Raw genomic sequence first — 19,063 nt, forward strand, 5'->3', positions numbered from 1 at the left:
AAAATTGTCCTATAAATTCAAAATATCAATAAAAATAACCGCACTTTAGAGCTGATGATAAACCTTTAAGGCATAGGCATCAGACATACCCGCAATATAGTCACAAATAATACGTTTTTTGCCCTGCTCCGGTGCATTTCTCCAGCGATTAGCGGTATTCGTTGGCAATAAACGTTCTGGGTCAGACTCAAAAATCTGGAACATTTCGGTGAGAATGCGTTGGCCTTTATATTCAATACGTTGCGTTTCCACATGGCGAATCACGTATTTCCACACAAACTTTTTGAATACATTTAATGCGGCAATCACATCTTGCGGCAGTTCTGCGTTATAACGTAACAAAGGCTCATCAAAATTGCCGGTGACTTTCCAACGTACATGAGTGATAAAGAAATTCACTAATGCACCAATGGCATTTTTACGCTCGAAATGATGGTTGGAAAATAATCGTTGGCTGACTTGTTCTATATTTTTTGCCAACCAATCTGAAGGAATCGTTTTAAGTTCAGCCAATGCTTCTTGCCATTGATGTTGATTTACTACACCGGTCACAATCGCATCTTCTAAATCATGCACGCCATACGCAATATCATCCGCCAATTCCATAATGCTGCAATCTAACGATTTAAATTGTGTTTTTAAAAACTCAGCAGGATTTGACCGCACTTTTTGAAATGAGCCAAACAAAGTGCGGTCATTTTCAGAAAGGTTTTGCAACAGCCACGTAAACATTGTGACGTCATCACGGAATAACCCTTTTCCAGGCTTCCAGTCGCTAATTTTGACATAACGAGGATCAGCGTTTTCAGTATGCGGCAACTGGGCATATTGTGGTGAAGATAAGTCTAAAATATTCGGATATTTCACCAAGCCTAAAATAGCACGACGCGTTAAATTCATCCCTGCTGTTTCAGTATAAGGCTCAAGTTTAGTAATAATACGAAATGTCTGCGCATTGCCTTCAAAACCACCGTGGTTACGCATCATATAATTAAGCGCCACTTCCCCACCATGACCAAACGGTGGATGACCAATATCATGTGCAAAGCACAAACTTTCAATTAAATCATTGCTTGGTAATAAAGGTTTGAGTTGTTTCTGTAATTCACTTTTTTCGATATTAAGCTGGTCTGAAATAGCAACATAACTTTCCGCAAATTTTAATTGGGAAACCAGGCTGCTACCGATTTGTGCCACTTCTAGAGAATGAGTTAGACGTGTACGATAAAAATCATTTTCGCCCACCGCATGAATCTGTGTTTTGGCTTGTAAACAACGGAAAGCGGCAGAATGTAAAATCCGCCCGCGATCACGACGAAATGGTGGTCGATGATCTTTTTCGCGAGGCGGATCAGGAAGGAAACGTTCAGTCCAAAAATCAGCTAATTGGGTTCTCATAAAAATAGACGAATAATATGGAATACTAAGGGTGCTAAAATGGAGCTCATAATACCGCAAAGTACCAAAGAAATCGAACTATAACTCCCCGCTTTTGGATCAGCTTCCATACAACTTACCGTACCTAATGCGTGAGAAACCGCACCAACAGATAAACCGACTGCTTCTTGTTGTTTAATCCCAACTTTTTTCAAGATGAGATAACCAAAAACCGACCCTTGTAAACCGGCGACAACCACACCTACCGCCGTCACGGCAGGAATGCCGCCTAAATGTGAAGCTACTTCCATTGCAATTGGCGTAGTAATTGATTTTGGTAATACCGTCGCAACCATTTCAGGGCTTGCACCTAAAATAATGGCAAAAATAGCCCCGGTAAACATTGAAAATATTGAGGCCAATGCGACTACTGAAAGGATAATTTTCCATTGTTTCGCAATTTGACGAATTTGTTCATACAACGGTAATGCCAGTGCGACAATACTCAATCCTAATAAATTATTAATCGGCGCATTACCTGCCATATAATCATCATAAGGAATACCGCTAACCACTAAAATCAGCACAAGAATGGATACCGTTAGCACAAAAGTATTGAAAATCATCGATTTCCAACGTTTACTGATTTGTAGTGCGAGCCAAAATCCGAAAATCGTTAAACCGGTATAAAGATAAATTGCATACTGCATAATAAAACCTTAGTCTGCTTGAAGATTACGTTTTTCCAATACTTTTTTACGTTTATGGCTAAAAGATTGTTTGTAAAATAAATAGTTTCCTATAAATGCAATCACAAAAAGTGTTAAAAAGGTACTAAGAATATTTGGAATGAGTAAAATTTTCCATTGCGCAACGAGTAAATCATAATACTTGATAATACCAACACTCACCGGTACAAAAAGCACCGCCATGTAGCGGATTAATAAGCTCGAACCGAAATAAATCCATTCCAGATGAATCACATGGGTTGTTAAACCTAAAAAAAGTAATAATAACCCCCAAATACTGCCAGGAATCCCCACTGGAATGTAGTGAGAAATCAAATTGCCGAGTAGTAACATAATGTATAAAATGATGAGCGAACGAGCGAGTTGAACGCCTTTTTGGAGTAACATATTTCCTCTATCAACTTTTTTAATAATAATTAAAAATTATTTTACGCTTTTTTGTTAAAATTACCCATCCATTTTAGCGAAATTTTACGATGCAGATCAAAGAAATTCCAAATGATTAGAAAATTCTTCTTATTTTTAACCCTAATTTTAACCGCACTTTGGACGCCATTTTCAATAGCGGCTGAACGCCAAATGGCGTGCTGGGTCGTTGGTGTAAGTGATGGCGATACCTTAACTTGCCTCTTACCCACTAAAAAACAACTCAAAGTGCGATTACAAGAAATTGATGCTCCGGAAAAAGGCCAACCATTTGGAAAGAAAGCCAAACAATATCTTTCACAACTGGTTTTCAAACAAAATGTGACGTTGTCTGTTTCTGGTTATGATCGCTACCAACGTATTTTGGCAACGGTTTATCTGCAAGAACAAAATATCAACTTAGAAATGGTAAAAAATGGTATGGCGTGGGTTTACCCGCAATTCGCTAAAAATCCACTCTACTTCCAGGCACAAGATTTTGCTCAGCAACAAAAAATTGGCTTATGGTGTGAGCCCAACCCTGTTGCTCCTTATGAATGGCGCAAACAGAAAAAAACAGTTAAACACGGAGATAACCATGGCTTTTGATTACCAATCATTTAAAAATGAATTTCCTTATTTTAAATCTCCAAATGCCGTGTTTTATTTGGATAATGCGGCGACAGCATTAAAACCTCAAGCACTAATTGATGCAACGAGTACTTTTTATCAATCGGCAGGCTCCGTGCATCGTAGCCAGTATGAAGCTGCACAAACAGCACAATATGAAAATGCTCGTCACTTAGTTAAAGCCTTAATTAATGCGGAAGATGAAAAAGCGGTGATTTGGACGTCTGGAACAACTCATAGTATTAATTTGGTTGCCAACGGTTTACTCCCCTCCTTGCATGCAGATGACGAAATTTTAATTAGCCAAGCAGACCATCATGCTAATTATGTTACTTGGCATGAAACAGCGAAAAAATGTGGTGCGAAAATTCAAGTCCTGCCTATTTTGGATAATTGGCTAATTGATGAAAATGCCTTAATTGCAGCATTGAATAAAAAAACCAAATTAGTGGCACTCAATTTTGTTTCCAACGTAACGGGAACGGAACAACATATCCAGCATTTAATTCGATTAATCCGCCAACATAGTAATGCGCTCGTTTTAGTGGATGCTGCTCAGGCTATTAGCCATATACAAATTGATTTGCAGGCATTAGATGCGGACTTTATTGCCTTTTCTGCACACAAAATTTATGGACCTAACGGCATTGGTATACTAAGCGGAAAATTAAGCTCACTTTCCCTGCTACAACCGCTTTTTTACGGTGGAAAAATGATTGAGCATGTATCCCATGAATGTATTACCTTTGCCGATTTGCCTTATCGATTAGAGGCTGGCACACCTAATATTGCCGGCGTGATTGGTTTTGGAGCAGTGCTAGATTGGCTCAAAAAATGGGATTTTCAGGCAGCCGAAGCTCATGCCGTTGCACTTGCCGAACAAAGTAAAGTGCGGTTAAAAAACTATCCGAATTGTCGTTTATTCAATTCACCGCAGCCAAGTTCTGTAGTCTGTTTTGTTTTTGATGGGATTGCAGCTTCAGATCTTGCTACCCTGTTAAGCGAACAAAAAATTGCGTTGCGTGTTGGCGAGCATTGTGCACAACCTTATTTAGCCCGCCTTGGCGAGCGTACCACATTAAGACTTTCTTTTGCGCCTTACAATAGCCCGCAAGATGTGGATGCTTTTTTTGCGGCATTAGATAAATCCTTAGAGTTATTAACATGCTAGAAAACATTAGACAGGCAAAAAATTGGGAAGATCGTTACCGTTTTATTATTCAAGCCGGTAAACATCTTCCTCAACCCTCTCCAGATGAATTGGCTCAAATGCAATCGGTTCAAGGCTGTGAAGCGGGACTTTGGTTTATGGCCATTCCACAATATGACGATACGTTTCAATTTCAAGCTTACAGCGAAGCACGCATTATGAATGGTTTATTATGGTTGTTGCTGCAAAACATCAATGGACAAACCAATAATCAACTACAACAATTTAATATCAGTCAATTTTTTGATGAACTTGGTATTGCTTCTCGCTTAAGCGAAACCCGCTTAAACGGTTTAAAACAAATCGAAGAAATCTTGCACAATCTGTAATTATGTATCTGATCGAGCCTTTTTTTAAATTAACCGCCTTAGAAAATGACATCGGCCAACAAAGCCATTTGCTCAATGCAATCATCGACCAATGGCGTTATAACGGACAAATTATCGGCCGTGAAATTCCTCTTTATTTGACGGAGGAAGACGGCGAACAAGGTTTTGCAATGCGCGTTATTTGCCCTGAGCAAGATAGCCTTTTACCCGAAAACAATAATCAATCCGTGAATCTGGTGATGGAAAATGCAGAAAAGTGCGGTCTAAATTTTCAAGGTTTTCAAATCATTGCCGATGATTTAAATGCAGACAGCACCGCAGAATGCAGCCATCCTGCATGGCAGATACTTTATACCACACATTTGCAATCTTGCTCGCCATTACATAGCGGAGAGGATTTCTCCCCAATTCCACTTTATAAACATCTAAAAAATCAACCGCACTTAAGCCAAGATTTGATTAAATGGCAAGAGAATTGGCAGGCTTGCGATCAGTTGCAAATGAATGGTTCGGCTTTAGAAAAAGAATCATTAAGCGAAATCTCCGAGGTTAATAGCACGCTCAGTAAACATGGGCGCTACCTTGCCGCTGAAATCGAAAAAGAAAGCGGCATACCAACCTATTATTATTTATACCGTGTCGGTGGCTATTCTTTAGAATCGGAACAGCAACGCTGTTGCCCGCAATGTGGTGGTACTTGGGCATTAGACGCGCCACTCTTTGATATAATTTGCTTTAAATGCGACCAATGTCGATTAGTCTCAAATGTGTCGTGGAATTTTTTATAACGCTTTCGTCATTTAGGAAAACAAATGAACTATCAAGATAAAAGCCTTCAATCCTTAAAACTCGGTCAAGCAACAGAATATGCTGCGAATTATGACCGCACTTTGTTACAACCCGTGCCTCGTAAACTCAATCGAGATGGCTTAGGTATAACCGAACAACAGCCATTTACCGAAGGAGCCGATATTTGGACGGCCTATGAAATTTCTTGGTTAAATCCAAAAGGTTTGCCTCAAGTGGCTATTGCCGATGTGGAAATTGATTATCGCAGTGAAAATTTAATTGAATCAAAAAGCTTTAAACTCTATTTAAACAGCTTTAACCAAAGCAAATTTGCTGATTTTGCTAGCGTAGAACGCACGATGCGTGAAGATCTAAGTGCTTGTGCTCAAGGTGAGGTCAACGTTCGTTTACATTCATTATCCCACTATCAAGGGCAAAGTATCGATACTTTAGCTGGTGATTGCATTGACGAACAGGATATCGAAATTCATAGCTACGAATTTAATGCGGACATTTTGCAAAATTGTACGTCCGATAATGTGGTAGAAGAATCCTTAGTGAGCCATTTATTGAAATCTAACTGTCTTATCACCAGTCAACCCGATTGGGGAACTGTGCAAATTCATTATGTGGGCAAACAAATTGATCGAGAAAAACTTCTCCGCTACATCGTATCTTTCCGTCAACATAATGAGTTTCATGAGCAATGTGTCGAGCGTATTTTCTGTGACGTGATGCATTACGCCAAACCAGAAAAACTCACCGTCTATGCGCGTTATACGCGCCGTGGTGGATTGGATATCAATCCATTCCGTTCTAACTTTGAGACAATTCCACAAAATTTACGCTTGGCAAGACAATAAGTAAAAAGAAAAAGTGCGGTGAAAATTAACCGCACTTTTAGCTTTATACATGACGTAAATCGTGAGCTTGTTGTAATAACTGACGACTTTCTTGCAAGAATTGGTCTGAATATTCTCCAAACCATTCTCTCACTTGATGGAAAGCATCAATAAACCCTTGGCGATCGCCTTTTTCAAAGAATTGTAACGCCTCTTCATAAGTTTGTTTCAAGCTTTCAATCACATCTAAATTTTCTGGCTTATCCATAATAATATCTGCATAAAGTGCCGCATCTTGAGCAAATAGACGACCAATCATAGCTAATTCCAAACGATAAATCGGGGAAGATAGCGCCAATAAATTGCTTAAATTGACGGGCTGTTTAGAAAGATGCAGACCATTCGCAAAGGTAGAAAAGTGACGTAATGCTTGAATGTACGTCATATTGTGATCATGCTCAGCTGCATCAATTTGGTAAATTTTTGCACCCCAGATTTGAATTTGCTCCAGTAACCATTCATAACACTCACTAAAGCGCCCATCACAACACACAACCACTTGTTTTGCCATGCTCGCAATATCAGGGCCAAACATTGGATGCAATCCAACTACCGCCCCTTTATGCACCTCTAACATTTTAGCTAATGGAGCACGTTTCACGGAGGTGAGATCCGCCAGTAGCATATTTTCCGTTAAATAGGGTTTTAAACGTTCTATGGTTTCTAACGTGTGATCAATTGGCACGGAAACAATGACAACATCTGCATTCGTTAAAATGCGTTCTGCCACATCCCAATCATCCAGATCTAAAATAGAAATAGGATAACCAGAAGCGCGCAAATAGCGGGCAAGTAATTGCCCCATTTTTCCGTAACCGCCGACAATAACAATTTTGTTAATGGCTGGATTCAGGGTTTTAAAACCAAACTGATTTTCATTGGAATACGATTCACGCATGAAACGACGCAGCACATCTTCGATAAGTTGTGGAGAGATTCCCGCTTTCATCGCCTCTTCTCGGCGCGCTTGTAGCATTGCTAATTCACGTTCTGGCGCATAAATTGGTAAACCTTTTTCATGCTTAACCTCTCCTACCTGGCTTACCAGTTCGAGGCGTTTAGCAAAAAGTTGAATCAGTTCACGATCGAGCGCATCAATTTCCTGACGTAAATGGTTAAGGACATCCATAATTCACCTGTAATATCTTATTTACATTGATTGCAATTAAAAGGTTACAGGTGAGATTACTGGAATTAAAACAGAAAGGCAAATGGTTAGAGAGATTGTGTAATCAAACGTTGCGGACGAATTACATTGTTATCATCGATAAGTGCCACGCCTAAAAAGATATTCTTGTCAGAAAACAACCGCACTTGACCACGCAATTTTGCTTCATTAGTAAATTTAACGCGCTGTCCAAAGCCTATACTTTTACTTTGCTCTGCGTTTAACTTTAATGCAGGTAATTTACTGACTGCTGTATCTGTCGGTAAAAGATGTTGATCAAGTTGTGCAAGATTGCCTTGCTCTGCAAGCGCCTGCAAAGCATCCCATGTCATCATCTTTTCTGTTGGATAATCCGCAACCGCAGTTCGACGTAACACTGTCACATGAGCGCCACAACCTAACACTTCACCTAAATCATCCACTAATGTGCGGATATAGGTTCCTTTCGAACAATGCACTTCTAAAGTTAAAGAAGGTGCTTGATACTCGATAAAGTTTATCTCAAAAATCGTGATAGGACGGGCTTCACGTTCTACGGTAATGCCTGCGCGAGCATACTCATACAACGGTTTTCCATTGTGCTTTAATGCAGAAAACATGGTTGGTACTTGCAAAATATCACCACGGAATTGTTCAAGTGCGGTCAAAATTTGTGATGTTTCCACATTGACAGGGCGCGTTTCGACCACTTGCCCTTCAGCATCTGAGGTATCCGTACGTTCACCTAATTTTGCTGTAACCACATAGCGTTTATCTGCATCTAACAAAAACTGAGAAAACTTTGTAGCTTCACCTAAACAAATAGGCAGCATACCGGTTGCTAATGGATCGAGCGCACCGGTATGTCCTGCTTTATTCGCTTGGAATACGCGTTTCACCTTTTGCATAATGTCATTCGATGACATGCCTTGTGGCTTATCTAATAAAAATACGCCATCAATATCACGTCCACGCTTACGAGGTCTCGACATTAGTCATTTTCCTCAACGTGTTTTTTCTCGTCTTCACGTACTACGTTTGTTACTAAATTAGACATACGCATCCCTTCAACTAAGGATTGATCGTAGAAGAAACGAATTTCCGGCACAATGCGTAAGCGCATCGCTTTACCCACTAATGAACGGATATAAGGTGCTGCTTTTTCTAACCCTTTCATGCCTTGTGCGATCGCTACTTCATCATGATCAAACAAAAATGTGACAAACACTTTTGCATAAGCTAAATCGCTTGATACCTCCACATCAGACACGGTTACCATGCCAATACGGGGATCTTTCACTTCACGTTGCAAAATGATGGCGATTTCTTTTTGTAATTCCTGTGCAACGCGATCGCTGCGTTTAAATTCTCTTGCCATAATATTTCTCTTATTAAAAAGCGGTCAAAAATACGTTGAATTTTGACCGCTCTTTTTATCGATTAGATTGAACGTTTAACTTCAACGACTTCAAACACCTCGATTTGGTCGCCGACTTTCACGTCATTGTAGTTTTTAACGCCGATACCACATTCCATACCATTACGGACTTCAGAAACGTCATCTTTAAAGCGACGGAGAGATTCCAATTCACCTTCAAAAATTACCACGTTATCACGTAATACACGGATTGGGTTGTTGCGTTTTACTACACCTTCAGTCACCATACAACCTGCGATTGCGCCAAATTTCGGATGTTTAAATACATCACGCACTTCAGCCAAGCCAATGATTTCTTGTTTGAATTCAGGTTGTAGCATACCGCTCATCGCTGCTTTCACATCATTTAATAGTTCATAAATGATAGAGTAATAACGAAGGTCAATATTTTCTGCTTCGATAATACGGCGAGCAGAAGCGTCCGCACGTACGTTAAAGCCAACAATAATCGCATTAGAGGCTGCCGCTAGGGTTGCATCAGTTTCAGAAATACCACCGACACCAGAACCCACAACTTTCACTTTCACTTCATCAGTAGAAAGATCTTGTAACGATTGAATAATCGCTTCCACAGAACCCTGTACGTCTGCTTTCACGATGATATTCAGTTCAGCAACATCACCTTCAGCCATATTACTAAACATATTTTCAAGTTTCGCTTTTTGCTGACGAGCAAGTTTCACTTCACGGAACTTACCTTGACGGTGTAATGCTACTTCACGTGCTTTTTTCTCATCACGTACTACAGTTGCTTCATCACCCGCTGCTGGCACGCCCGAAAGACCTAACACCTCAACAGGAATAGATGGGCCGGCTTCATCGATTTCTTTACCGTTTTCATCGCGCATTGCACGAACACGACCGTATTCAAAACCGCAAAGTACGATATCACCTTTACGTAAAGTACCAGATTGAACAAGAATTGTCGCAACCGGACCACGACCTTTATCAAGGTAAGATTCAATCACTACACCGCTTGCCATACCGTCTTTTACAGCCGTTAATTCAAGTACTTCTGATTGAAGCAAGATGGCATCTAATAAGTCATCAACACCGGTACCTTTCTTCGCAGAAACAGGAACGAATTGCACATCACCACCGAATTTCTCAGAAATCACTTCGTGTTGAAGTAATTCTTGTTCTACTCGGTCTGGATTTGCTTCTGGTTTATCAATTTTGTTCACTGCAACCACTAAAGGCGCACCTGCTGCTTTCGCGTGTTGAATCGCTTCAATGGTTTGAGGCATCACACCATCATCTGCCGCAACAACAAGAACGACGATATCTGTTGCTTTCGCACCACGTGCACGCATTGAGGTAAATGCGGCGTGTCCTGGCGTATCTAAGAAGGTGATCATTTTGCCGTCATCCATTTCTACGTGGTACGCACCGATGTGCTGAGTAATACCACCCGCCTCACCTGCTGCAACTTTCGCTTTACGAATATAGTCAAGCAATGAGGTTTTACCATGGTCAACGTGCCCCATGATCGTTACAACTGGTGCACGAGTTACTTTTTCAGCATTAACATCGCGATCGCCTAATACTTCTTCTTCAAGTTCATTTTCATTGCGAAGAATCACTTTGTGACCTAATTCTTCAGCCACTAACTGTGCTGTTTCTTGGTCAAGCACTTGGTTAATGGTTACCATTTCGCCCATCTTCATCATAGCTTTGATGATTTCAGTCGCTTTGGTTGCCATTTTGTTTGCTAATTCCGCAACGGTAATGGTTTCACCAATAACAACATCCTGTTTCACAACCTGAACAGGTTTTGTGAAGGCTTGTTGTAATGCTGCACCTTTCTTACCATTTTTACCTTTACCGAATTTACCGTCTTTTTGATTTTTACGGTTAGATTCACGCTCATTTTTATTACCGCCCTTCACGTCATCGCGTTCTTTTTTCGCTTTAGCCACTTTATTTTTGCCGCGACCACGATTTTCATTACGGCGTTCTTCTTCATCTTCTGCTTCTAAAGCATAACGAGAGCTTAAATTGTAATCAGTATAATCTTCTGATGCGCTTTCATTGCTTGATGTATCCGCTTCAGCATAACGTTTAGCATCTTCAGCTGCTTTACGTGCTTGCTCTTCAGCCTTTTGACGAGCCAGCTCTTCCGCTTTGCGACGAAGTTCTGCTTCTTCCGCTTTACGTTTTTCTTTTTCTGGATCAACCGATTTAGGTTTATTTTCAACCGCACTTTGTGCTGGTTTCGCTGCTTTTTCTGCTTCAACCTTAGCTTTTTCGGCTTTCGCTTTTTCCGCTGCAGCTTTTTCAGCAGCTAAACGTGCTTTTTCTTCTGCCGCTTTCTTCTCTGCTTCTTGCTGTGCTTTTAATTTTTCTGCCTCAGCGGCTTTTCGCGCAGCATCTGTTGGCACAGTACGTTTTTTACGAACTTCAACTTGTACCGCTTTTGCTTTACCGCCAGCTGTTGTACTGCTTACGGTTGTTTTTGTTCTGCGTTGAATACTTAGTTTTTTCGGTGCATTCGCATCCGCATTTTTTACATCTTCAGTCATTATTAAACTCCTTACTCTTCGCTAAACCAGCAAATATTACGCGCAGCCATAATAAAGTCAGCGGCTTGCTCTGCGGTTAATTCTTCGATATCAGCTAAATCATCTACACCTTGCTCAGCAAGTTCTTCAAGCGTAGTAATTTGTTTTTCAGCTAATTTAAAGGCAATGTGACGATTCATCCCTTCAAGATTTAATAAACGATCTTCAATATTCGCTTTTTTCAAGGCTTCTTCTTCAGCTGCAGCAGCTGCAGTAATGGCATCTTTTGCGCGACCTTGTAATTCTTCGATAAGATCTTCATCTTCTAAACCATCAATTGCACTCAGTTCGCTCACAGGAACATAAGCCACTTCTTCTAATGAAGTAAAACCTTCATTTACTAAGATTTGAGCAAACTCTTCATCAAGACCTAATTTATCCATGAATAAATTTAATACTTTAGTATCTTCTGCTTGATGTTTCTCATTTAATTGTTCGGTAGTCATGACATTTAATGTCCAACCGGTTAATTGTGTCGCTAAACGTACGTTTTGACCGTTACGACCAATTGCTTGTGCTAAGTTGTCAGCATTAACAGCTATATCCATTGAGTGATTATCTTCATCTACGATAATTGAAGTCACATCAGCTGGTGCCATTGCATTGATCACATATTGTGCTGGATTGTCATCCCAAAGTACGATATCCACACGTTCGCCACCTAACTCGTTGGTAATCGCTTGAACACGTGCACCACGCATACCCACACATGCACCAACTGGGTCAATACGTTTATCATTAGATTTCACCGCAATTTTCGCGCGAGAACCTGGATCACGTGCCGCACCACGGATTTCAAGCATTTCTTCACCGATTTCTGGTACTTCAATACGGAATAACTCGATTAACATTTCAGGTTTTGCACGAGTCACAAATAGTTGTGCAGTTTTGCTTTCTGGATTCACTTTATAAAGCACACCACGAACACGATCACCTGGACGGAAGTTTTCACGAGGAAGCATATCTTCACGCATAATCACGGCTTCTGCTTTATTGCCTAAATCTAAAATGATGCTTTCACGATTTACTTTTTTCACCGTACCCGTAACAATCTTACCTTCTTCAGAACGGAATTGCTCAACCACTTTTGCACGTTCTGCTTCACGGATTTTAGTGCTGATTACTTGGCGAGCAGTTTGCATTGCAATACGGTCAAATGCGATAGACTCAATTTGGTCTTCAACATAATCACCAAGTTGAACATTCGGATCTTCAAATTGTGCCGCTTCTAATGTCATTTCTTTTGTTGGCACTTTAACTTCATCAACCACCAACCAACGACGGAATGTATCAAACTCACCCGTTTTAGGGTTGATAGATACGCGAATATCGGTTTCATAGTCATATTTTTTCTTTGTTGAAAGTGCAATCGCACTCTCTAACGCTTCAAAAATCTTTTCGCGTGGTAATAACTTCTCGTTAGATACTGCTTCAGCAGCTAACAAAATCTCTTTACTCATTTTCCTTTTTCTCCTTTAAAATTTTGCGATTACATTGGCTTTTTGAATGTTGCCAAAAATAAGAACTTGTTCCTGACCATCAACAATAAGTGTCAACATGTCATTTTCAATTTTTTCCAATTTACCTTGCCATTTACGGCGATCTAAAACAGGAATACGTAAATGCACAGCGATATCCTCACCCACATAACGTTGGAATTGTTCAAGCGTAAATAACGGACGATCAAGACCTGGTGATGACACTTCTAGGTTATATTTATCCGCAATTGGATCTTCCACGTCTAAAATCGCGCTCACTTGACGACTTACATCAGCACAATCATCAACGCCTACGCCATCGTCTTTATCAATGAATAAACGCACGGTCATAAAGCGACCTGCACGTTGGCATTCAATCCCCCAAAGTTCGCAGCCTAAGTCTTCTACTGCACCTTGAAGCATCTCTTGCAATCTTTGTTCTAATGTTGCCAATTTTTGCTCCTAATCTTAAAATTCAGACATAAAAAAAGGGTTAGGTTCGTCAATGAACCTAAGCCCAGTTTCTAAATTTCTCGTACAAAAAAACCCCAAACTTGGGGTTCTTATTACTGAACTTGTTATTGGTTGCGGGGGCCGGATTTGAACCGACGGCCTTCGGGTTATGAGCCCGACGAGCTACCAAGCTGCTCCACCCCGCGTCCGAAATATGGGGTGTATTATAGTGTTCTAAATCAAAAGATCAAGCGGTTTCTGCTAATTTTCTTGAAAACCTAAGATTTTTGACCGCACTTTGCTTTATCTTAAAGTGAGAGTTAGAATCCAAAGCCAGTTCCAAGACCTACACCAACGCCCACACCATTACTGCCGCCACCAGCGCCAACACCCACAGAACAAGCGCTTACCAAAGCACTTAATACAGCCACTAAAAATAATTTTTTCATAGATTTTCCTTTGTTAAATGTTCAAATAACCGATAAACGGCCAATAAATCCGTTCGAGCAATTGGTTTAAACGGAAGTAAAAGATAATAAAGCCAGCGAAATCTTCTCATATATGACAACATATCAGCCCAATAAATCGTTGGACAGTGAGATTTATAATAATCAAATAATTCATTAAGCTTTTCATCATCTAAGCCTTTCACACGACACAAACTGTATAAAAATGCTAGCATATCACGTGTAATCAACCAATGTTCATTATGGCTTTTTGAATGGGATTCAAAGTCCATAAAACTAATCTGACCATCTCTCCATGCAATATCTCGTATGGCTGGACGACCATGAATAATGCCTTGTTGATGAAGATTAATCAATATCTCCATCGCTAAATGCAAAATATGTGATTTTTCTGTCCAAGACAACGTTTCATCATTAAGCCAGATGTTCAATGTTGGCCCTGCATCTTCCAATACTAAATAATCATCACCGAAATCACATAATTTAGGTATTGGTGCACCAATATTATTCAGGTGCTGAAGAATCTCACATTCTTCTTTAAAATGTTGCTTTGGATGCGGTTTTAATAATAACCATATCCCTTTTAATTGCTCGGGTTGTTTTAACCAATAATGTTTCCCTAAATATTCAAATTGGAAAACACGTTCCCCACGGTGTTTTTCAAGAAGCTTCTGCACATGCTCTTTAAATGACGAAGTCATAATCTCTACTTAAATTTTTATTGTATAGTGAAAAGATAAGCGATACATTCTACAAAATTTTTATTCTTTTTCAATCAAGGAGAAAAATATGCATTTTTTGAAAAAAGTACTCGCCGTACTGATATTAGGTTTCTGCACGCTATCCGTGCAAGCCTCTCCATTCAGTATTGGCGAGCAACAAATTAACCAGTATTTAAGCGAAAAAGGCACGATTAGTGACAAGCTCGGTATCCCTGGATTATTTTCTGTCGATTACGCATTGAAAGATTTGGTGACTCAAATCGGGCAAACTGAAAGTAATCGTGTTGAAATGAGCGGTTTGGTTGATACGCTTATTCGTTTATCTGGTAAAACCTACCCAGCTAAATTGCATTTAACCTTTGATGCCGTTCCAGAGTATAACGCACAAGAAGGTGCACTCTATTTAAAAAATCTGCGAATTTTACGCTGGTCTGGCGAACCTAATAGTGCCATGGAGCAACTCCAAGATGTTATGCCGCTATTAAGCGATGGTGTAGCAGCCTTATTAAGTCAGATGCCGGTTTACACCTTAGATGAAAGTGATATGAAACAAATGCTCATTAAGAAATTTGCCAAAGAAATTAAAGTTGAAAAAGGTCGATTGGAATTAATTGGTGGAATGTTTTAACAAAAAGGGCGTATTAAACGCCCTTTTTTATAACTCAATGATAGCTCGCAAACCTTGAGTGTGTCCGTTATCTTCAATATTTTCCAGGCGGAAACGGTAATGGTGCAATTCTGCGATTCTTGCCACAATAGACAATCCAAGCCCACTTCCCTTTTCATTTTGTCCTGCCGGACGATAAAAACGCTGCCCTAATTTTGCTAATTCTTCTGGGTCAACACCACCGCCATTATCTTCGATAAGAATCTTACGCGGCTGCAAAATCACACGAACCAGAGTGCCTTGCGGACAATATTTAATGGCATTATCCAACAAGTTTCGTAGCATTTGTGCAAGTAATAATGGCTGTCCTTGCTTAACGGCAGGATCTCCCTGATGTTCAAACTGCAATTCGATTTGGCGTTGCTGCGCACTGAAATATAACTCACCGATAAGTGAAGTTATCATTTCTGACCAATCAATGGATTCCTGATGATTTAATTCTTTAAGATTATCTAATCGAGAAAGCGTAAGAAGCTGTTCGATTAATTGGGTCGCTCGGTCGATACCTTGGGTTAAATGCATTAAGGCCATTTCACGAGTTTGTGCATCATCGCCAGCCAACTGTGCGACTTCCGTTTGAATACGTAATGCCGCTAATGGGCTACGTAATTCATGTGCTGCATCAGAAACAAAGCGGCGCTCCCGTTCCAACTGCTCACTGGTGCGTTTGAAAAATTGATTTAAGTTTTGGACTAACGGTAAAATCTCTGTTGGCACATCATCGGTTTCTAATAACGATACATCACCTGGTCGGCGAGCTTGTACGTTTCGACTCAATCGATTAATTGGTTTTAATGCACGATAAATCACAATAAACGCGACCAATAAGAGTACTGGTAATCCTGCAAACCAAATTCCTGTTTGGCTGAAAACCATTTTATTGACCAACTCTTCGCGATATTCTAACTCTTGACCTACGGCGATCACCAATTCACCATTACCAACAGGTTGCCAATAAATCAACCATTCATCGTCATCATCTAAAATATGCGCTTTACTAAAACCAATCTTATTTTGAAAAATAAATTTGTCGCCATTATCACCATCGGTTAATAATCTTTCGCCTTTGTTAGAAAATATGGCAAAGGCCAATGCATCATTATCATAATGACGTTTCTGTGGTTTAAATCCACCACGTGGAAAATTCGCATTTTCATCCAATAACACATTTTTCAAATCAGAGGTTGCTAAACGTTCGGCAAAAAGCACTTGCTGTGCATTAAACACATCTTTTACTTCTTTTTTGACAACCGTCCAGGCAACAGCCGTGGCAATGCACCACACGCAAAGTGCGGTCAAACTTAAACCGATTAAGAGACGAAAACTCAGTCGTTTATTTTTCATTAACTTGTCCTAAAGCATAGCCTACGCCATGTACCGTACGAATAAATTGCTTACCTAATTTTTGACGCAAATTATAAATATGTACGTCCAATGCACCACTACTTAATTCTTCATCCCAATTTGACAGTTTTTCTTCAATGGTCGCACGTGAAAGCACTCGTTCTTTATTCAGCATAAAAAGCTCGAGTAATTTATATTCACGTCCAGTTAATGTAATTTCATCTTCATTCAACCAAGCCTTACGCTGAGCAGGATCGAGTTTGACATTACCATGCTCAATTTGTGGTTTAACTTGCCCATAACGACGACGAATTAATGCTTGTAATCGCACCACCACTTCAGCCAAAGCAAAGGGCTTGCAAAGATAATCATCCGCACCTTGTTGAATGCCTTTAATGCGTTCATCCAACGTATCACGTGCAGTTAAAATCAACACTGGTACATCTTGATTATTTGAGCGCCATTGTTTCAATACATCCAAACCATCTAGTTTAGGCAGGGTTAAATCCAATACCACTGCATCATAAGGCGCGCCGATTAAGGCGTTTAATCCACTTTGCCCATCAGTAAACCAATCTACAATAAAGCCTGATTTCGTTAAACCAATTTGCAGACCATTGCCGATGAGAGCATCATCTTCTACTAATAAAACTCGCATAATATTGACCGCACTTTTCTTAAAACGAAAAAATGGCAGGCTTTTGCCCACCACTTCAAATTATATGAATTATTGCGCTTTTTCAACGCTAATGACTTCAAGCTCTGGTTTTTCAAACATTTCATTGTCTAGTTTACCGTAAACGCGGATTTTATCCTGAGGTCCCACATTTAAGCCATTCCAAACGCGGTTTTTAATTTCCAATTTGATTTGGTCTGTGCCATCAGTGAAAAGATATTCATCACCATCAATTTGTTGAGTGATGTTACCGACTAAGGTAATCATAGAATTATCTTTCGCAGATAATGCTTGTTTAACTGTAAGTTGTTGACCTTGGTTACCACCTTGGAAGCCACCTTGTGCAGTGTTACCATTGAAACCCGCAAATGCTACTGAAGTAGATAAAGCTAAAAGGGTTGCTAAAGCAAATTTTTTCATGATGTTCTCCTAAATAAAATTAACCATAAATAGTCATGTTTCAAAGCGAAGGATTATCCTCATTGCCGCCTTGTTGATGCTTATTAAACACAACAAATCTTAATGAAATCTTAAGCAACCTTAAGATTTTTAAATTTTTTTAAAATCACCAACAAAATCGCTCATTCACCCAGTTATCTTGGCGTTCTTTTTCCCATTTCGCTTTATTTTCAGGATTAGCAAAATAGCGGTCTTGCTCAACTAAACGTGCATCAAGTTTTGCTTCAGCTTCTTTTAACGCTTGTTTTCTATCTGGATGCTTGCTTGGTAATTGAGGTAAAAATACAGTCTGATACGGGTGATTTTTCACCCAGTCAATCGCATCTTGCGCCGCCTTTTGTTGCTTATTCAAATCACAGAACGCATAGGGATTAACATGCTGTCCCACTAATTGCCCAAATGCAGTGTTATTCGATACTGTTAATTTATCTAAATCCAACACATATAAAGCGGTGATTAAACGATTTTGCCCTCGATAAAACCATTTTACTGCTTCATCACGCAAGCCAAAATCATAAGCACGAGCAGAAAGCGCAAACATTGTCATTGGGGAAACAAAATCCACTTTTTTCTCAATAATATTGACCGCACTTTCAAAATCTTTTTGTGTATTTTTCAGTAATAACGCATCAATATCTTTGTTCACATTAATCTGTTCAAGTCGTCCATCTCTGGCATCGTAATAAGGCTTTACATACATATCAATATGCTTAACCGGCTCTTTTGAAATGGTGCTACAAGCCGTTAATAAAAGTGCGGTTGAAATTAACGTTAATTTTAGAAAGGTTTGCATGTTCTTTCCTTATGATGAATATTAGCTCGCTATATTACAACAAAAGAGCCGTGAGTTTTACTTCTCTTTCTTCTATAATGAGCAAAATTTTGTTTTATTTTGTTTCATGAAAATCCATCTTATTCAGCGCCAAATCACCTTAGATTTCGATAACCAAACTTCTCTGCTTAATTTTTTAGAACAACATCAAATTCACCATGAATATCAATGTCGTTCAGGTTATTGTGGTTCTTGCCGCGTGAAGATCAAAAAAGGCAAGGTGTCTTACGCCGATGCTCCCCTTGCCTTTATTCAACCCGATGAGATTTTGCTATGTTGTTGTCGGGTGGAAAGTGATATTGAATTGGACCTGTAATTCATTAAGACTTAACGAACTCTGCCCGTATGCAATTTTACTATTTTTTAGGTGCCATTAAATAACTAAAAAATATAATTACAAAAAATATAAATACTGAAGGTTTAAAAGT

General features: G+C 39.6%; 22 protein-coding genes and 1 tRNA gene. 7 read left to right on the plus strand and 16 right to left on the minus strand.

What is annotated here, in order from left to right:
- Nucleotides 1-45: 45 nt before the first annotated feature.
- The 3 genes from HMPREF3020_RS01995 to HMPREF3020_RS02005 are packed head-to-tail and all read right to left on the minus strand — an operon-like array spanning nt 46 to nt 2,513.
- Nucleotides 46-1,398, minus strand: a complete 1,353-nt coding sequence (locus HMPREF3020_RS01995) for an anti-phage deoxyguanosine triphosphatase (protein ID WP_070775379.1) — start codon at nt 1,396-1,398, stop codon at nt 46-48.
- A complete protein-coding gene (locus HMPREF3020_RS02000) occupies nt 1,395-2,090 on the minus strand; it encodes a CidB/LrgB family autolysis modulator (RefSeq protein ID WP_070775380.1) in 696 nt (231 codons plus the stop codon). Before HMPREF3020_RS02000 ends, HMPREF3020_RS01995 begins: the two co-directional genes overlap by 4 nt.
- Before the next feature lie 6 nt (nt 2,091-2,096).
- Nucleotides 2,097-2,513: a CidA/LrgA family protein gene (locus tag HMPREF3020_RS02005; RefSeq protein ID WP_070775381.1), complete on the minus strand. Its 417-nt coding sequence runs from the start codon at nt 2,511-2,513 to the stop codon at nt 2,097-2,099.
- A 111-nt stretch (nt 2,514-2,624) separates the two neighbouring features.
- Between HMPREF3020_RS02005 and HMPREF3020_RS02010 the strand changes: the two genes are divergently transcribed.
- Genes HMPREF3020_RS02010 through queF form a run of 5 tightly spaced genes read left to right on the plus strand, consistent with a single transcriptional unit; the run spans nt 2,625 to nt 6,352 of the window.
- A complete protein-coding gene (locus HMPREF3020_RS02010; protein WP_070775382.1) occupies nt 2,625-3,140 on the plus strand; it encodes a thermonuclease family protein in 516 nt (171 codons plus the stop codon).
- Nucleotides 3,130-4,332, plus strand: coding sequence for a cysteine desulfurase (locus HMPREF3020_RS02015; protein WP_070775383.1), 1,203 nt, complete (start codon nt 3,130-3,132; stop codon nt 4,330-4,332). Before HMPREF3020_RS02010 ends, HMPREF3020_RS02015 begins: the two co-directional genes overlap by 11 nt.
- Nucleotides 4,326-4,700: a SufE family protein gene (locus HMPREF3020_RS02020; protein WP_070775384.1), complete on the plus strand. Its 375-nt coding sequence runs from the start codon at nt 4,326-4,328 to the stop codon at nt 4,698-4,700. Before HMPREF3020_RS02015 ends, HMPREF3020_RS02020 begins: the two co-directional genes overlap by 7 nt.
- 2 nt (nt 4,701-4,702) lie before the next feature.
- Nucleotides 4,703-5,488, plus strand: a complete 786-nt coding sequence (locus HMPREF3020_RS02025; protein ID WP_070775385.1) for a Zn-ribbon-containing protein — start codon at nt 4,703-4,705, stop codon at nt 5,486-5,488.
- Nucleotides 5,489-5,512: 24 nt separating this feature from the next.
- Nucleotides 5,513-6,352 (plus strand): NADPH-dependent 7-cyano-7-deazaguanine reductase QueF, encoded by an 840-nt coding sequence (queF, locus tag HMPREF3020_RS02030; protein WP_070775386.1) that lies wholly within the window; start codon nt 5,513-5,515, stop codon nt 6,350-6,352.
- A 43-nt stretch (nt 6,353-6,395) separates the two neighbouring features.
- Here the strand turns inward: queF and tyrA are convergent, their stop codons facing one another.
- From tyrA to HMPREF3020_RS02075, 9 genes are all read right to left on the minus strand, one after another.
- Nucleotides 6,396-7,520: a bifunctional chorismate mutase/prephenate dehydrogenase gene (tyrA, locus tag HMPREF3020_RS02035; protein WP_049371047.1), complete on the minus strand. Its 1,125-nt coding sequence runs from the start codon at nt 7,518-7,520 to the stop codon at nt 6,396-6,398.
- A gap of 86 nt (nt 7,521-7,606) precedes the next feature.
- Nucleotides 7,607-8,530, minus strand: a complete 924-nt coding sequence (gene truB, locus HMPREF3020_RS02040; protein ID WP_049371050.1) for a tRNA pseudouridine(55) synthase TruB — start codon at nt 8,528-8,530, stop codon at nt 7,607-7,609.
- Nucleotides 8,530-8,916: a 30S ribosome-binding factor RbfA gene (gene rbfA / locus HMPREF3020_RS02045; protein WP_005696020.1), complete on the minus strand. Its 387-nt coding sequence runs from the start codon at nt 8,914-8,916 to the stop codon at nt 8,530-8,532. The genes truB and rbfA overlap by 1 nt, the downstream gene beginning before the upstream one ends.
- A 62-nt stretch (nt 8,917-8,978) precedes the next feature.
- Nucleotides 8,979-11,498, minus strand: coding sequence for a translation initiation factor IF-2 (gene infB, locus HMPREF3020_RS02050; RefSeq protein WP_049371052.1), 2,520 nt, complete (start codon nt 11,496-11,498; stop codon nt 8,979-8,981).
- Nucleotides 11,499-11,509: 11 nt separating this feature from the next.
- Nucleotides 11,510-12,997 carry a transcription termination factor NusA gene (gene nusA / locus HMPREF3020_RS02055; protein ID WP_005699067.1) on the minus strand — a complete coding sequence of 496 codons (1,488 nt, stop codon included), beginning with the start codon at nt 12,995-12,997 and terminating at the stop codon, nt 11,510-11,512.
- Nucleotides 12,998-13,012: 15 nt separating this feature from the next.
- A complete protein-coding gene (gene rimP, locus HMPREF3020_RS09405; protein ID WP_049371053.1) occupies nt 13,013-13,468 on the minus strand; it encodes a ribosome maturation factor RimP in 456 nt (151 codons plus the stop codon).
- Between the two features lie 129 nt (nt 13,469-13,597).
- Nucleotides 13,598-13,674 (minus strand) — tRNA-Met (locus HMPREF3020_RS02065).
- A 114-nt stretch (nt 13,675-13,788) separates the two neighbouring features.
- The gene (locus HMPREF3020_RS09530; RefSeq protein WP_005696016.1) at nt 13,789-13,917 is read right to left on the minus strand and encodes a hypothetical protein; all 129 of its coding nucleotides are present in this window, start codon (nt 13,915-13,917) and stop codon (nt 13,789-13,791) included.
- Entirely contained in the window at nt 13,914-14,636 is a 723-nt protein-coding gene (locus HMPREF3020_RS02075) for a BUD32 family EKC/KEOPS complex subunit (RefSeq protein ID WP_005699036.1), read from the minus strand. The genes HMPREF3020_RS09530 and HMPREF3020_RS02075 overlap by 4 nt, the downstream gene beginning before the upstream one ends.
- 88 nt (nt 14,637-14,724) lie before the next feature.
- On the opposite strand from HMPREF3020_RS02075, the gene HMPREF3020_RS02080 reads away from it, so the two are divergent.
- Complete coding sequence (locus HMPREF3020_RS02080) at nt 14,725-15,285, plus strand: YceB family lipoprotein (protein WP_005698953.1); 561 nt, start codon at nt 14,725-14,727, stop codon at nt 15,283-15,285.
- A gap of 27 nt (nt 15,286-15,312) precedes the next feature.
- Here the strand turns inward: HMPREF3020_RS02080 and qseC are convergent, their stop codons facing one another.
- The 4 genes from qseC to HMPREF3020_RS02100 form a co-directional block, all read right to left on the minus strand.
- Nucleotides 15,313-16,668 (minus strand): quorum sensing histidine kinase QseC, encoded by a 1,356-nt coding sequence (gene qseC / locus HMPREF3020_RS02085; protein WP_070775387.1) that lies wholly within the window; start codon nt 16,666-16,668, stop codon nt 15,313-15,315.
- Nucleotides 16,658-17,326: a response regulator gene (locus tag HMPREF3020_RS02090; protein WP_054419433.1), complete on the minus strand. Its 669-nt coding sequence runs from the start codon at nt 17,324-17,326 to the stop codon at nt 16,658-16,660. The genes qseC and HMPREF3020_RS02090 overlap by 11 nt, the downstream gene beginning before the upstream one ends.
- A 69-nt stretch (nt 17,327-17,395) precedes the next feature.
- Entirely contained in the window at nt 17,396-17,764 is a 369-nt protein-coding gene (locus HMPREF3020_RS02095) for a YgiW/YdeI family stress tolerance OB fold protein (RefSeq protein WP_070775388.1), read from the minus strand.
- Between the two features lie 145 nt (nt 17,765-17,909).
- Complete coding sequence (locus HMPREF3020_RS02100) at nt 17,910-18,596, minus strand: hypothetical protein (RefSeq protein WP_070775389.1); 687 nt, start codon at nt 18,594-18,596, stop codon at nt 17,910-17,912.
- Between the two features lie 106 nt (nt 18,597-18,702).
- Here HMPREF3020_RS02100 and yfaE point away from each other — a divergent pair, with 106 nt between their 5' ends.
- Nucleotides 18,703-18,951 (plus strand): class I ribonucleotide reductase maintenance protein YfaE, encoded by a 249-nt coding sequence (yfaE, locus tag HMPREF3020_RS02105; RefSeq protein WP_070775390.1) that lies wholly within the window; start codon nt 18,703-18,705, stop codon nt 18,949-18,951.
- The last annotated feature ends 112 nt before the right edge of the window (nt 18,952-19,063 follow it).

Source organism: Haemophilus sp. HMSC068C11 (assembly GCF_001815355.1).
In the GTDB taxonomy this organism is placed as follows: Bacteria; Pseudomonadota; Gammaproteobacteria; order Enterobacterales; family Pasteurellaceae; genus Haemophilus_D.

What these genes read in the sequence shown, in the direction of transcription:
- nusA (WP_005699067.1), bottom strand. Translation starts at nt 12,997, where the DNA reads ATGAGTAAAGAGATTTTGTTAGCTGCTGAAGCAGTATCTAACGAGAAG.
- HMPREF3020_RS02025 (WP_070775385.1), top strand. Translation starts at nt 4,703, where the DNA reads ATGTATCTGATCGAGCCTTTTTTTAAATTAACCGCCTTAGAAAATGAC.
- qseC (WP_070775387.1), bottom strand. Translation starts at nt 16,668, where the DNA reads ATGAAAAATAAACGACTGAGTTTTCGTCTCTTAATCGGTTTAAGTTTG.
- HMPREF3020_RS02080 (WP_005698953.1), top strand. Translation starts at nt 14,725, where the DNA reads ATGCATTTTTTGAAAAAAGTACTCGCCGTACTGATATTAGGTTTCTGC.
- HMPREF3020_RS02010 (WP_070775382.1), top strand. Translation starts at nt 2,625, where the DNA reads ATGATTAGAAAATTCTTCTTATTTTTAACCCTAATTTTAACCGCACTT.
- HMPREF3020_RS02075 (WP_005699036.1), bottom strand. Translation starts at nt 14,636, where the DNA reads ATGACTTCGTCATTTAAAGAGCATGTGCAGAAGCTTCTTGAAAAACAC.
- HMPREF3020_RS09530 (WP_005696016.1), bottom strand. Translation starts at nt 13,917, where the DNA reads ATGAAAAAATTATTTTTAGTGGCTGTATTAAGTGCTTTGGTAAGCGCT.
- HMPREF3020_RS02090 (WP_054419433.1), bottom strand. Translation starts at nt 17,326, where the DNA reads ATGCGAGTTTTATTAGTAGAAGATGATGCTCTCATCGGCAATGGTCTG.
- HMPREF3020_RS02095 (WP_070775388.1), bottom strand. Translation starts at nt 17,764, where the DNA reads ATGAAAAAATTTGCTTTAGCAACCCTTTTAGCTTTATCTACTTCAGTA.
- queF (WP_070775386.1), top strand. Translation starts at nt 5,513, where the DNA reads ATGAACTATCAAGATAAAAGCCTTCAATCCTTAAAACTCGGTCAAGCA.
- tyrA (WP_049371047.1), bottom strand. Translation starts at nt 7,520, where the DNA reads ATGGATGTCCTTAACCATTTACGTCAGGAAATTGATGCGCTCGATCGT.
- HMPREF3020_RS02020 (WP_070775384.1), top strand. Translation starts at nt 4,326, where the DNA reads ATGCTAGAAAACATTAGACAGGCAAAAAATTGGGAAGATCGTTACCGT.
- HMPREF3020_RS02005 (WP_070775381.1), bottom strand. Translation starts at nt 2,513, where the DNA reads ATGTTACTCCAAAAAGGCGTTCAACTCGCTCGTTCGCTCATCATTTTA.
- truB (WP_049371050.1), bottom strand. Translation starts at nt 8,530, where the DNA reads ATGTCGAGACCTCGTAAGCGTGGACGTGATATTGATGGCGTATTTTTA.
- HMPREF3020_RS01995 (WP_070775379.1), bottom strand. Translation starts at nt 1,398, where the DNA reads ATGAGAACCCAATTAGCTGATTTTTGGACTGAACGTTTCCTTCCTGAT.
- rbfA (WP_005696020.1), bottom strand. Translation starts at nt 8,916, where the DNA reads ATGGCAAGAGAATTTAAACGCAGCGATCGCGTTGCACAGGAATTACAA.
- yfaE (WP_070775390.1), top strand. Translation starts at nt 18,703, where the DNA reads ATGAAAATCCATCTTATTCAGCGCCAAATCACCTTAGATTTCGATAAC.
- infB (WP_049371052.1), bottom strand. Translation starts at nt 11,498, where the DNA reads ATGACTGAAGATGTAAAAAATGCGGATGCGAATGCACCGAAAAAACTA.
- HMPREF3020_RS02100 (WP_070775389.1), bottom strand. Translation starts at nt 18,596, where the DNA reads ATGCAAACCTTTCTAAAATTAACGTTAATTTCAACCGCACTTTTATTA.
- HMPREF3020_RS02015 (WP_070775383.1), top strand. Translation starts at nt 3,130, where the DNA reads ATGGCTTTTGATTACCAATCATTTAAAAATGAATTTCCTTATTTTAAA.